The 12,102-nt window shown below is 64.0% G+C and carries 11 protein-coding genes; 4 read left to right on the forward strand and 7 right to left on the reverse strand.

What is annotated here, in order from left to right:
• The first annotated feature begins 200 nt into the window (after nt 1-200).
• On the forward strand, nt 201-1,271 hold the full coding sequence (locus G9465_RS10930; RefSeq protein WP_166969864.1) for a 2,3-butanediol dehydrogenase: 1,071 nt from the start codon (nt 201-203) through the stop codon (nt 1,269-1,271).
• 42 nt (nt 1,272-1,313) lie between these two features.
• Nucleotides 1,314-1,751: a universal stress protein gene (locus G9465_RS10935; protein ID WP_166969866.1), complete on the forward strand. Its 438-nt coding sequence runs from the start codon at nt 1,314-1,316 to the stop codon at nt 1,749-1,751.
• Nucleotides 1,752-1,811: 60 nt separating this feature from the next.
• Here the strand turns inward: G9465_RS10935 and G9465_RS10940 are convergent, their stop codons facing one another.
• From G9465_RS10940 to G9465_RS10970, 7 genes are all read right to left on the reverse strand, one after another.
• The gene (locus G9465_RS10940; protein ID WP_166969868.1) at nt 1,812-2,612 is read right to left on the reverse strand and encodes an ATP-binding cassette domain-containing protein; all 801 of its coding nucleotides are present in this window, start codon (nt 2,610-2,612) and stop codon (nt 1,812-1,814) included.
• 60 nt (nt 2,613-2,672) lie between these two features.
• Entirely contained in the window at nt 2,673-4,481 is a 1,809-nt protein-coding gene (locus G9465_RS10945) for a thiamine pyrophosphate-binding protein (protein WP_166969871.1), read from the reverse strand.
• A gap of 134 nt (nt 4,482-4,615) precedes the next feature.
• Complete coding sequence (locus tag G9465_RS10950; RefSeq protein WP_166969873.1) at nt 4,616-5,677, reverse strand: ABC transporter permease; 1,062 nt, start codon at nt 5,675-5,677, stop codon at nt 4,616-4,618.
• A gap of 28 nt (nt 5,678-5,705) precedes the next feature.
• Nucleotides 5,706-6,920: a sugar ABC transporter substrate-binding protein gene (locus G9465_RS10955; RefSeq protein ID WP_166969875.1), complete on the reverse strand. Its 1,215-nt coding sequence runs from the start codon at nt 6,918-6,920 to the stop codon at nt 5,706-5,708.
• A 927-nt stretch (nt 6,921-7,847) separates the two neighbouring features.
• Complete coding sequence (locus G9465_RS10960; RefSeq protein ID WP_166969878.1) at nt 7,848-8,885, reverse strand: tyrosine-type recombinase/integrase; 1,038 nt, start codon at nt 8,883-8,885, stop codon at nt 7,848-7,850.
• Nucleotides 8,882-9,304, reverse strand: coding sequence for a DUF5805 domain-containing protein (locus tag G9465_RS10965; protein WP_166969880.1), 423 nt, complete (start codon nt 9,302-9,304; stop codon nt 8,882-8,884). The genes G9465_RS10960 and G9465_RS10965 overlap by 4 nt, the downstream gene beginning before the upstream one ends.
• A 479-nt stretch (nt 9,305-9,783) precedes the next feature.
• Nucleotides 9,784-10,485: a hypothetical protein gene (locus G9465_RS10970; protein WP_166969882.1), complete on the reverse strand. Its 702-nt coding sequence runs from the start codon at nt 10,483-10,485 to the stop codon at nt 9,784-9,786.
• A 333-nt stretch (nt 10,486-10,818) separates the two neighbouring features.
• Between G9465_RS10970 and G9465_RS26085 the strand changes: the two genes are divergently transcribed.
• Both G9465_RS26085 and G9465_RS10975 read left to right on the forward strand, forming a co-directional pair.
• Nucleotides 10,819-10,941 (forward strand): hypothetical protein, encoded by a 123-nt coding sequence (locus G9465_RS26085; RefSeq protein ID WP_255491937.1) that lies wholly within the window; start codon nt 10,819-10,821, stop codon nt 10,939-10,941.
• Nucleotides 10,942-11,216: 275 nt separating this feature from the next.
• The gene (locus G9465_RS10975; protein WP_166969884.1) at nt 11,217-12,062 is read left to right on the forward strand and encodes a fumarylacetoacetate hydrolase family protein; all 846 of its coding nucleotides are present in this window, start codon (nt 11,217-11,219) and stop codon (nt 12,060-12,062) included.
• Nucleotides 12,063-12,102: the final 40 nt, after the last annotated feature.

The raw sequence follows: 12,102 nt of genomic DNA on the forward strand, positions 1-12,102 counted from the left end.
CGGCCGCGACTGCCCGCTCGAATCGTCGCTCTCACCGGTCGGAAGTCGTGGAACCATCGTGACACCTACACGTTCGGCGGCGGTCGACAATAGTGTTCGGACACGTTCGTTCGTAGGTAACGGGGCGGGAGAACGCTTTTGTCGACCGCTGGCGAACGTTCTGGTAGTGCCTTGCGAGGGCATACAACACGAATCCAGCCATGAAAGCAGCAGTGTACTACGGTCCGGGAGACGTTCGCGTCGAAGACGTACCGACCGACGACGTCGGCCCGGACGACGTTCGCATCGACGTCGCGTGGTGTGGCATCTGTGGCACCGACTTACACGAGTACCTCGGGGGGCCGATTTTCACGCCCGCAGAGCCCCATCCACGGACCGGCGAGTCACTGCCAGTGACCATCGGCCACGAGCTCTCCGGCGTCGTCTCCGAGGTCGGCGAGGACGTGACGCGACTCTCCGAGGGCGCCCGTGTCGTCGTCGAGCCGAACATCCCGTGTCACGACTGCTACTACTGCGAGGAAGGGCACCACAACCGCTGTGAGAACGCCGCCGCCATCGGCCTCCAGACAGACACGGGCGGGTTCGCGGAGAACGTCGTCGTCCCCGAACCACAGGTCCACGAACTGCCCGACGACGTATCGCTGAAAGACGGCGCACTGGTCGAACCGCTGGCGGTCGGCCTCCACGCCGTCCGCCGGGCGAACCTGCGCCCCGGCGACACCGCCGCCGTGTTCGGGGCCGGCCCCATCGGCCTCACGGCGGTCCACGCCGCCGTCGACGCCGGCGTGAAACGGCTGTTCGTCTCCGAACCGCAGGACGGCCGACGGGCTATCGCGGACCGACTGGGGGCCGACGTGACGATAGACCCGACCGCCGCGGACCCCGTCGAGCGCATTCGGGCCGAGACGGCGGGCGGCGTCGACCACGCCTTCGAGTACGCGGGCGTCGACCCCTCCTTCAACGCGGCGCTCCGGAGCACCCGCCGCGGCGGCGTCGTCACCGTCGGGGCCGTCTTCGAGGAGACGACGGAGACGGACCTAAAGGAGGTCGTCACCACCGAGCGAACGGTACAGGGGAGTCAGACCTACGCCTATCCCCCGCTGTCACACCGCGGCGAGTTCGACGCCGTCATCCAGTCGCTGGCCGCCGGCGACGTCGATACGGACGCGTTCATCTCGGCGACTATCGACCTCGACGACATCGTTTCGGCGGGGTTCGACGCCATCACGGACGAGTCGACGGACCTCGTGAAGGTCCTCGTCGAGCCCTGACCGGCACGTGGGTTTTTGCGTTGCTGGCCCGTCTAGTCGGATATGACGCGTGCGCTCGTCGTCGTCGAACCGGAGCAACAGGTACTCGAACTGCTTGACGTCGCCACCGACTTCGCCCGCGGGTCGGGCAGCGAACTGCTACTGTTCCACGTCACGGACACCTTCGACAGCGGCGCCGTCCGTGACAAGATGCGCGAGTTGACCGGCGCCGACCACAACTATCGGGCCGGCATCGAGGGTGCGGAGTCGTTCGCGACGGACCTCGGTGAGGCGCTTCTCCCCGAGGACGTTCGCTTCAGCGTCGAGGGGGCGTTCGGGAACTCGGCGGACCGAATCGTCGCCGCCACCGAGGAGTTCGACTGTGACCACGTGTTCCTCACCGGTCGGCAACGGACGCCGACCGGCAAGGCCGTCTTCGGCGACACGACACAGGACGTGATTCTAAGCGTCGACGTACCGGTGACGCTCGTGATGGGTTGAGTAGGGGCCTGCCGTCGAGAGCGGTGGCCGTACGATTCAGCGACGGACCTATCGGCCCGCTCAGGCGTGGGCTTCGGTGTCGCCCGTCGTGTCCTGAATGCTGGCGGGCATCTCGCCGGAGACCATCATCTGGACGATGTCCTCTTTGGTCACGCGGTCGGTGTCGACGGTGCCGACGAGGTCGCCGCTGTCGAGGATGGTCACGCGGTCGGTGAGCGCGAACACCTCGTCCATGTTGTGCGTGATGAGCAGCACCGTGATGCCCTCGTCGTTGAGCGTCTGGATGAGGTCACGGACCCGTCGAGCGGAGTCAGCAGAGAGGGCGGAGGTCGGTTCGTCCATGATGACGAGGTCCGGTTCGGTGACGAGCGACCGTGCGATGGCGACGGCCTGCCGCTCACCGCCGGAGAGAAACTCGACGCGCGCCGTCGGGTCGATTTCGAGGTTCAGACGGCTCCGGATTATCTCTTCAGCCTGTTCGTTCATCGTCTCCCAGTCGACCACCGAGATGCCGGCGTACCGCTTCATCGGGTTGCGCGCGAGGAACATGTTGGCCGACACCGAGAGGGTGTCGACGAGCGCGAGGTCCTGATACACCGTCGAGATACCGTACTTCCGGGCCTCTTTGGGATTCGAGATGTGGACCTGCTCGCCGCGGATGAAGACCTCGCCGGCGTCGGGTTGGTGGACGCCGACGAGCGTCTTGATGAGCGTGGACTTGCCCGACCCGTTGTCACCGAGCAGCCCCATTATCTCGCCCTCCCGCACTTCGAGGTCGACGCCGTTCAGCGCCACGACGCGGCCGAAGTGTTTCTCGATGCCGCGCATTTCGATGAGGTTCGTCGTGCCACTCTCTGACATAGACAATAATAATCAGCTAGGTTACAAAAGTATTTCCCCGACGTCGACGCCGGGGTGCGCTCAGTCGTCGCCGGCCGCGTCCTCTGTTACCTCTGCCGACTCGTCGCCGGGCCGCTCGTCGGATTCGTAGCCTTCGCCGAGGCCGGGCAGGTGCCACGCGCCGGTCATGATGCCGCCCGTCTCGGTCGTCTCTCGCTGGACGACGGCCTCGACGAGCGCCGGCCCGTCGTGTTCGACCATCCCGGACAGCGACGGTTCGAGGTCGTCAGGTTCGAACACCCGGTCTGCGTACTCGACGCCCATCGACTCGGCCATGCCGACGGCGTCGTAGTCGTGTGCCTCGTCGAACTCCGTCGCGAGGACGCGGTCCCATCCGGACTGTGTGACCTGCAGGTTCCGTATCGAGAGCCACGCGTGGTTGTTGAGGACGAGGACGTTCACGTCGATGTCTTCCTGAACCGCCGCGATTAGCTCCTGGTTGCAGTGGAGGAAACTGCCGTCGCCCTGTATGGAGACCACCTGTCTGTCCGGTGCGGCGAGTTTCGCGCCCATCGAGGCCGGGAGCGAGAACCCCATGGTGGAGAACCCGCCCGCGGAGATGTTCGACCGCGGTTCGTACACCGGGAACTCGGGGTTCGTGATGTCCTGTGGGTGGCCGGCACCCGACGTGACGATGGCGTCCCTCTCGAGGACGTTCCGTAGCGCACCGAGAACGCGGGCCATCGACAGGGGCACCGAGTCCTCGGTGTGGCGGTCCTCGATGCGGTCCGCCCACTCGGCCCAGCGACGCTTTACCTCCTCGTAGTACTCGTTTTCCTCCGTGCCGACGGGGTCCATTCGCTCCTCGATTTCGTCGCGAATCTGTCGAGCGACCACCTTCGCGTCACCCTGTACGCCGATCTCGACGGGGTAGTTCTTCCCGATTTCGTGGGTGTCGATGTCGACGTGAATCAGCTTCGTGGGCGGAATCTCGAAGCTCACGCCGGGGTCGAACGACGACGTGTGCAGGTCCGAGAACCTGACCCCGAGCGCGAGAATCACGTCGGCGCTGCTACAGAGTTCGTTGCCGGCCGTCGTCCCCCACGCGCCCGCGTACCCGACGAACAGATCGTGGTCCTCCGGGACGATGCCTTTACCCTGAAACGTCGGACTGACCGGGGCCTGTACGTACTCGGCGAGGGCCTGCACTTCGTCCCACGCCTCCGCGAGCATCGCGCCGCCGCCGGGGACGATGACCGGGCGCTCGGCGTTTACGAGCAGTTCGGCGGCCTCGGAGACGGCCCGCGGGTCGCCGGCGGGGCGGTACTGCGCTCTCGACTGTGCCGGGTCCGGGATTTCGACGTCCGCCTCGGCGGCCTGCACGTCCATCGGAATCTCGATGTGTACCGGGGCCGGACGGCCGGTCACGGCCTCCTGAAACGCCCGTCGGAGCGTGCGTGGGAGGTGTTCGACGGCGTGGACCTGAAACGTCTCCTTCGTTATCGGTTCCATCACGCTCGGGAAATCACCGGGGTGCTTTCGTTCTATTTCCTGTAAGATACCCTGTCCGTACTCGTGGGTCTGTGGCCCGCCGGTCAACACGACCATCGGGATGGAGTCGACGAACGCCGTCGCCACCCCAGTGACGGTGTTAGTCGCACCGGGGCCGATGGAGGTGAACACGACGAGCGGATCGCCGCTCGCGCGGGCGTAGCCGTCCGCTAAGTGTGTCGCCCCCTGTTCGTGGCGAGGTTGGACGACGTCGACCGAGGCGTCGTTGAACGCGTCTATCAGCAGAGTGCTCCCGTGACCCGGGATGCCGACGATGTACTCGACACCCTCCCGTTCGAGGTACTCGGCGATGATTTCACTGCCGTTCAGCCGTGGCATACAGTTCACTTCGCAGACAGATAGCTTATAGGTTGGTGTCGGTTCACACACGAGGAGCGTCGGGCGTTCTGCTGGTCACTCACTGTCCGATAGCGGTTCGCGTGACAGCAACGACCGGAGAGAAAGCCGACCGCTCAGGTCGACAGGAGGCGACGCCGAATCTTCGCTTCGGTGGTGTAGAGGTAGATAGCCAGCAACAACACCAGTCCGTTGATGAACTGGATGGCGTCGCCGCCGACGCCGACCTGCACGAGGCCGACCTGAATCATCGTCAGCAGGAACATCCCGCCGAAGGCGTTCTCGATGTCGCCGCGACCCCCGGTGAGGCTGATGCCGCCGATGACGGCCCCCGCGAACGCCGGGAAGAGGTCACCCTCCGCGAGACCCGGCGGCGCGGCGCTGAGATAGCCGGTGTACAGCAGGCCCGCGAGGCCACTCAGGACGCCCGAGGTGGTGAAGACGATGAGCAGGACTCGCTCGCGCGGAATCCCGGCTTCCTCGGCGGCGTTCTCGTCGCCGCCGACGGCCATGATGGCCAGCCCGATGCGCCGGTAGTTCATGACGAACCACGTCGCGGCGTACAGCCCCACTATCAACAGCACCGCGATAGGTATCGAATCGACCAACCAGATAGACCCCGCTTCACCGATGAGTGGCAGGTCACCGACGAGCGCGCCGCCGATGAACAGGTACGACTCGGGCAGCGGTGCAACGGTAATGGTCGACAGCAGGAACACCGCGCCCCGGAAGATGATGAAGAAGGCCAGCGTCTGCAGGAAGGGGTTGATGCCGAAGTAGCCGATGGAGACGCCGTTGACGAATCCGATAGCGCCACCGATTGCGAGCACCAACACGACGCCGACGAGACCGGGGGTCGACGGGAACCACGTGTTCAGGAAGAGCGCAGTGACCATCGCCGAGAAGCCGGCGATAGAACCGATCGACAGGTCGAAGTTCCCGCTCAGGAGACAGAGCGACTCGGCCAGTACCAGCGCACCCAGTCCCGCACTGGAGTACAGCATGAACTGGATGTTGCTGGCCGAGGTGAACACCTCTGGCATCAACACCGCGAAGACGGCGAAGGTCACGATGACGATGGGCCAGATCATGTTGTCGAGGCCCCAGAGCAACCACTTGGTACTCTCGCCGCTCGTCCGGTCCAGTACGTCCGCCCAATCTCTGTCTCGGATACTCATAAATGCGGTCTCTCGATGGGTGCCTGCATCAGTTCAGTATCTCGCTCGCGTAGTTCCCCCAGAGGTAGCCAGCGTCGGCGTTCTCCTGCGTGATGGCGACCGTCTTGGGCTTCAGCCACGGGTAGTAGGCGGTGTCGTTCGACGTCCACTCCGTCACCGTCCCGGGCGACCAGTACGGCTCCGAGAGGGGCCGAACACCGTTGTACTCGATGTTCTCGACGGCGACCGTTCCGGGAAGGCTCGCGGAGCTTCCCGCCTTGACCTCGTCTCCGGGTTGTGGCACCGCAGGGCTCCCGGTGTCGAGGTGGTGGATCATGTACTCCAGCGAAATCGGGGCGTAGAACGGCATCGGTTGCTGGAGGGTGGTGTGGACGTACCCCTGCCTGATGGCGTCGATGACGCCCGGGAACCCGTCGATGTTCATGATGGGGATGTAGTTCTCCGTGTCGTCCCGCGTCGCGAGCATCCCCATCTGGTCCAGCACGTTGACCGCCGCCAACGCGCCCCCGCCCCAGACAGCGTAGATACCGTGGATGTCCTTGTCGCTCTGGAGGAACGCACTGAGGTTCTGGGTGGCCCGTTGCTGACTCCACCCCTTGTTGTAGATGACCCGTGCTATCTCGATGCCGTCGGCCTCGCTGATAGCCTGTCGGAACCCTTCGCTCCGGCGAACCGCCGACTGGTCCGCCTGGTCGCCCACGAGGTCGACGACGCGACTCCCGCCGTAGGTGTCGTTCAGTGCCTCGACCATCAGCTGGCCGGCCCGATAGCCGGCATTGAAGCTCCCGAATCCGGTGAACATCGGGATGGCGTCCGTCGGGGCCGAGGAGTTGGCCGTGTACACCGGGACGCCCTGTTCGGTCGCCCGTTCGATGACGCCGACGGCGGCGTCCGAGGAGTAGGGGCTGATGAGCAGGCCGTCGATGCCGCTGTTTAGCATACTCCGAACGTTCTGAATCTGCGTCTGTGCGTCCCCGCCCGCCTGCGTGACCTGTATCTCGTGACCCAGCTCCTCCGCGTAGATCTCCCCGATTTTGCGGAACACCTGTAGCCACGGGTTGTTCATGTTCTTGATGGAGAACCCGAACTGGTAGGTCTGTTGCTGGTCGCCGCCCGTCGTCGTCCCATCACCGGCCGTCGTCTCGCCGTCACCACCACCGCCGTCGCCCGCCGGCGTCTCACCGTCTCCGCCTCCGTCCCCACCGCCGTCACCGCCGTCGCCGCCACACCCGGCAAGTCCCACACTCACGCCGAGGCCGACTGCTGTGATATACTTCCGTCGTGAGAAACGCTCGTCTGAATGGCTATCGCTTACCATGGGCCTAATGCACATGTTAATTCATTCACACTATACATATATCTTTCCCCAGCGTCCACGGACGAGGCACCTAGCCACCGGCCTCCGGCCGACAGCCCCGTTGTCCTCGGTTTCGCTCTCCGGTTGTCGCGGGCGAGACACACTCACTTCTGACGGCCGACCGATACCGCGGACCGGTCCGAGTACACTGGACTCACGGTGGCGCGGCGAAGGAGACCGCCGTCGCGTCGGGTGACCCCGTCGAGCCCATCCTGTTGACTGGCGCGGCTATCCGGAAAGTTGCTCCGACCGTTCCCGTCCTCGCCAGCGAGAACGTGAGCTACACGATTGAGAACGGTATGCGTAGACGGTCGTTGGATCGCGTTCTGACGCCACCGTTTGACTGCTTCCGGGGTCGTTTGCGGACGCCGAACGGATGGGTCGCTGTCTCACGAGCCGCCGATACGGCTGTCGCGGGACGGCGGTGTGCTGGCTCCCCCACCTCGCGTTCGTCACCTACAAACAATCTCGCGTCTATTGCGGTAGAGCGGTACGCCTTCGCGTGTCCACCTCGCCAGAAACTGCGGGATGCCGCGGACCCGTCTGTCCGAATCACCATCGTGGGGCGTTCGGTAGATGCGAACTGACTTGGGTACGAACGCCGATGTAGGCGAACGTTTCTAACAGAGGTACCGATGTTATGACGTTCTGTCAAATCGGTTGATCAGGGACTGGTGTGTTCAGCCAGATTACCTGAGTTCGTTGGGCCATTCGTGGTGAATTACCTCCGAGCTTCGATATAGCACTATGGAGTTTATGAGACTGACAGCAGCCACAGTACTGTCGTTTCGATGACAACAAAATTCGAGTTGGCTACAGCAGTGAGTAGATATTCGCCGTGTAGACGTCCCTGACCCGGTCGCCCCACTCGTGGGTGTAGGTGTCGATGACGTCTTGGGCGACGTCACCTCTGAGATACTTCACGACCCCCCGGTCCCCGGTGCGGTCCCGGAGATGTGTGGTGAAAAAGTGCCGGAAGTAGTGGGGCGTGACGTTCTCTTCGGCGCCGCCGCCGTCGCGGTACCAACCGTGCCTTCGAGCGTGCGTCTCGACGACGTGGTGGACCATGTCCGGCGTCAATCGCTGTCCCCAGTCGCCGCTCGTCGAGACGAAAAGCGGCGCGGCCGGCGATTGCGTATCCGGGCGTATCGCGAGCCAACGACGGAGGACAGCGGCTAATTCGTCGTCGACGGGGACGGTCGTATCCCGCTTTCGCTTGTTCGAGGCCGTGCGTTCCTCACCATTGACGACGCTGGCACGGGCCGGGGCCGCCGAGACGTACAGTGAATCCGCCCGGCCGTCGAGGCTCGCACGGACAGGGATGTCGGGCCGCGGACCTGCATCAGCGAGGTTCAGGTCACGCACGTCGAGGTTGCAGAGCTCGCCGACACGCATCCCGGTCTTGAGCAACGTGACGACGACGGCCCGTTCGAGCGGATGGGTCACGCCGGCGACGAACGCACGCATCGCCGGTATTCCGATTTCCCGGCGAGTCGGATCGGTATTGATGGATTCGTCCATCTCCTCCATCACCAGCGTCATCGGGTTCGAGTCGAAGGTCCCGACCTGCGTCATGTACGCGTAGAATCGGTGGAGGTAGGAGGCGTAGGTAGCGACCGTGCTCTCGCTTTTCTCCCCTCGGAGGCCGTGGACGTACGCCATGCAGTCGCGGTGGGACGCCTCGGCGACTGGGATCGGACGCCCGCCCTCAGAGAGAAACGATTCGAAGTCACGGAGGACGCGTTCGTAGAACGACCGCGTCCGGTCGCTCTTGCCGTGATAGGTGATGTCGTCGAGGAAGTACCCGACCGGGTCCTCGCTCGCGTCCGGCGTGGTGGCGTCTGAACTCATTCGTCCAGCACGTACCCTCCGTGCCGGCCGCTGTATCGGACCCGACCCGACGACTGGAGTTCCTGTAACGTCTCGTCGAGTCGCTGTTCGATGTCGTCAGTGAGTTCCGCGAGCAACTCGTCCCAGTCGTAGTGGCCCCCGTCAGCGAGAACGTCCTGCACCCGCGTCTTCAGGCCGTCGACCCCAGGGGTTGTGTCCGGAGAAGTGGGTTCCTCTCGGCCGCCGCTAGCCGGGACGTCACCCGTCGATGCCGATTCCGGTGGCTCGAAATCGCTCCGACCCGCCTGCACCATCGTCCGGACGAACTCACTCTGACTCATGTCGAGTTCGTCGGCGTGTTCGCGCCACCGCTCTTTCTGATAGGCTGGGACGTACGTCCGAACGGACGTTCGCTCGGTCCCATCGTTGTCCGCTGCCATACCACTCCCCTCTCACCCCGCGCACTTCAAAGTAGTCCTACCTTACCGGATAAAGACACTTATTTGTGCCAATGGGCCCGCAATCTGCCCCAATATGAGTACACCTATACGCATCTATCCACGAGCTGGCGAAGCGTCGTCGCCACCGAAGGACTACATTCACGGATATAAATTTGCGGCTCGCTCGGTGCGGAATTCCGTGCGGGCCGGATCGGCAGTGGCCTGTCCCTGAATGACTCCCAGTACCTCGCGGTTGGTACCGTCGGGCCACCAATTGTGGGTCCGTTCGAACGTATCTCGATAGACTCGCCCGGTCAGGATGGGTAGCGTTCGGTGCGGGGTCGTCGGTGATGATTCGCCAATCCTCACTAGCTGGTGTGTTAAACTCGGCCAACCCCGCTCGGTCACTGTATCGACGTTCGCCAGAGCGCTTTGAGCAGGACTCGACGGAGCTACTACGAGCCGTCTCGGCAGACAGCCTACAGCCGTGCGAGTATCGTGTATATCCCAGCCGCGGGGTTGTCTTCGCTGACTGCCAGAACCTCGGCGTCGTGAGCCTCCAGCGCGCTGTGGACGTCGTCTTTCGACGTACCTAACGCGCCGTGCGTCTCGACGACGATGGCCCGGTACCCGTTCGGCATCTCGGTGATGACGTCTACCTCCGTACCCTCACAGTCGAGGACGAGTACGTCACCGTCCGGCAGGTCCGCGGGTGCGATTCTGTCTGCTCCGGCAACGGGGCCGGCCGCGTTTGCGGCGTCCCCGACGGCCGCGTGATGGACTTCGATGCGTTGGATGTCGTGGAGGGCTGCGTTCTCCGCGACGAGGCGCGCACGGTCTGCTGCTGGCTCGTAGACGGTGAGCGACGCCGCCCCCTGCCTCGCTGCGACGATAGTCGATATCCCTAGTCCTCCGCCGACGAGTGTCACGTGGTCACCGTCGTCGACGGCTTCTCGCACCAGTCCGAGCAAGTCGTCTTCGTAGTCCGGGAGCACGTCGGAGACGTCGAAGAGCCTCGGTCCCCGTGCGTGCACACCGTTGTACACGCCCATCTTTCGCGGTAAGTGCGGCCGCACTCTGTTGTAGAGGGCCTGCACCACACCTTGAAGCCCGTCTCGCTGATACGGATTGTTCTCCCGGTCCGGGTGTTCGCCGCCTTCTGCGCCCGAGTCAATCCCCATATGCGAGGGTCGATAACGGACCGTAAGGTTAGCCGTCTCCTACGCGACGGCTACCCGAGGACGAGTCCGATATGGCGACGAACGCGTCCCGAAATGCCACCAGAAGTGACTCTCGGCCGCTACTGGACGGGCGGGATGCGGTGGGAACGTGCCTTCAGTCGACCCGGCCAGTGTCGATAACCCACCGCCACCGACGTCTGATTCGCTATCGATCCCCCACGAAAGCCGACGGCGGTTGGCGAATCCAAAACGGCTTGACGCTGGATTGGCTTGGCGTGGATATGGACATGGCCCCCAACCGCTACGAACGGGTCGAAGGGAGGGCAACATAGCATGGCAGACCCCGGACTCGTCCGTCTGTTCATGATTCTCATCGTCATCGTGGTGATGCTCGTGAGCATCGTCGCGTCGATGTATCTCGTGAAGTACCTCATCGAGCGAACCTTCGAGTCCTGATTCGAGGGTCGGCGAAGCGCCCGTCGCCCAGTAGTGTCAAAGAGGCGTGTGTTTCGGTGGGCGACCTCAGTCTGATGAACCGTATGTCGCTATATTGAATATGGGGTGAGGCGGCTGGCCTCCCGTAGTGGAATCGGGAAGAGCGCTTCCGGTTTTGCCACCTCGATTTCGACGCTCGACCGAAGCGACCCGTCGACGGCACCGCGGTCGCCAACAGACCCGACCAGCGCTGAACGTGGAACGTTTAAATACTGGCGCGGCAAGCGTTAACTGGTATGCAGTTCGTCCGCTACACAGTCGCAGGTACAGGTCCGGAGTGGGGCATCCGAGCAGACGAGCGGGTCTACTCGCTCGCCGACTGGCCCGGCAGCGATCCGACGCTCGCCGATATCGGGTCGGCGGGCTACCGACGTAGAGTCCGCGAAGCGCTCGGGGCGGGGTCGCTGACGGCCGTCGACGGCGACGTTTCACTGCTCGCGCCGGTCGAAGCCCCGGGAAAAATCGTCTGTGCCGGTCTGAACTACCGCGACCACGCCGAGGAACAGGACGAGGAGATCCCCGAGAAACCACTGCTGTTCTCGAAGGCGGCGACGTCCGTCACGAACCCCGGTGACCCGATCGTCCACCCCGCCGACCTCGACGACGTCGACTACGAGGTCGAACTGGGCGTCGTCATCGGCCAGACGGCCAGTAGCCTCGACCCCGACGAAGTCAGAGACCACGTGGCCGGCTATACAGTCATCAACGACGTGAGCGGACGCGACGCGCAGTTCGACGACGGACAGTTCTTCCGCGGGAAGAGCTACGACACGTTCTCGCCGATGGGGCCGACGCTCGTCGCTGGCGACGGGTTCGACCCCAACGGCGTCGACGTGGCCTGTCGCCTCAACGGCGAGACCAAACAGTCCTCGAACACGGAGCAGTTCATCTTCGACGTCGACGAACTCGTCGCGTACATCAGCGACGCGATGACGCTGCGTCCCGGCGACGTCATCTCCACGGGGACCCCGGGCGGCGTCGGCATCTTCCGCGATCCACCGGAACTGATGGAACCGGGCGACACCGTCGAGGTAGAGATAGAGGGCATCGGGGTCCTCGAAAACCCCGTCGTCGGGGAATAACGGCCGGACGCCGTCGTCGACGGTGCGGCGCTTTCGGTTC

It is taken from the genome of Haloarcula sp. JP-L23 (assembly GCF_011602445.1).
In the GTDB taxonomy this organism is placed as follows: Archaea; Halobacteriota; Halobacteria; order Halobacteriales; family Haloarculaceae; genus Haloarcula; species Haloarcula pellucida.

What these genes read in the sequence shown, in the direction of transcription:
- G9465_RS10930 (WP_166969864.1), top strand. Translation starts at nt 201, where the DNA reads ATGAAAGCAGCAGTGTACTACGGTCCGGGAGACGTTCGCGTCGAAGAC.
- G9465_RS10935 (WP_166969866.1), top strand. Translation starts at nt 1,314, where the DNA reads ATGACGCGTGCGCTCGTCGTCGTCGAACCGGAGCAACAGGTACTCGAA.
- G9465_RS10940 (WP_166969868.1), bottom strand. Translation starts at nt 2,612, where the DNA reads ATGTCAGAGAGTGGCACGACGAACCTCATCGAAATGCGCGGCATCGAG.
- G9465_RS10945 (WP_166969871.1), bottom strand. Translation starts at nt 4,481, where the DNA reads ATGCCACGGCTGAACGGCAGTGAAATCATCGCCGAGTACCTCGAACGG.
- G9465_RS10950 (WP_166969873.1), bottom strand. Translation starts at nt 5,677, where the DNA reads ATGAGTATCCGAGACAGAGATTGGGCGGACGTACTGGACCGGACGAGC.
- G9465_RS10960 (WP_166969878.1), bottom strand. Translation starts at nt 8,885, where the DNA reads ATGAGTTCAGACGCCACCACGCCGGACGCGAGCGAGGACCCGGTCGGG.
- G9465_RS10965 (WP_166969880.1), bottom strand. Translation starts at nt 9,304, where the DNA reads ATGGCAGCGGACAACGATGGGACCGAGCGAACGTCCGTTCGGACGTAC.
- G9465_RS10970 (WP_166969882.1), bottom strand. Translation starts at nt 10,485, where the DNA reads ATGGGGATTGACTCGGGCGCAGAAGGCGGCGAACACCCGGACCGGGAG.
- G9465_RS26085 (WP_255491937.1), top strand. Translation starts at nt 10,819, where the DNA reads ATGGCAGACCCCGGACTCGTCCGTCTGTTCATGATTCTCATCGTCATC.
- G9465_RS10975 (WP_166969884.1), top strand. Translation starts at nt 11,217, where the DNA reads ATGCAGTTCGTCCGCTACACAGTCGCAGGTACAGGTCCGGAGTGGGGC.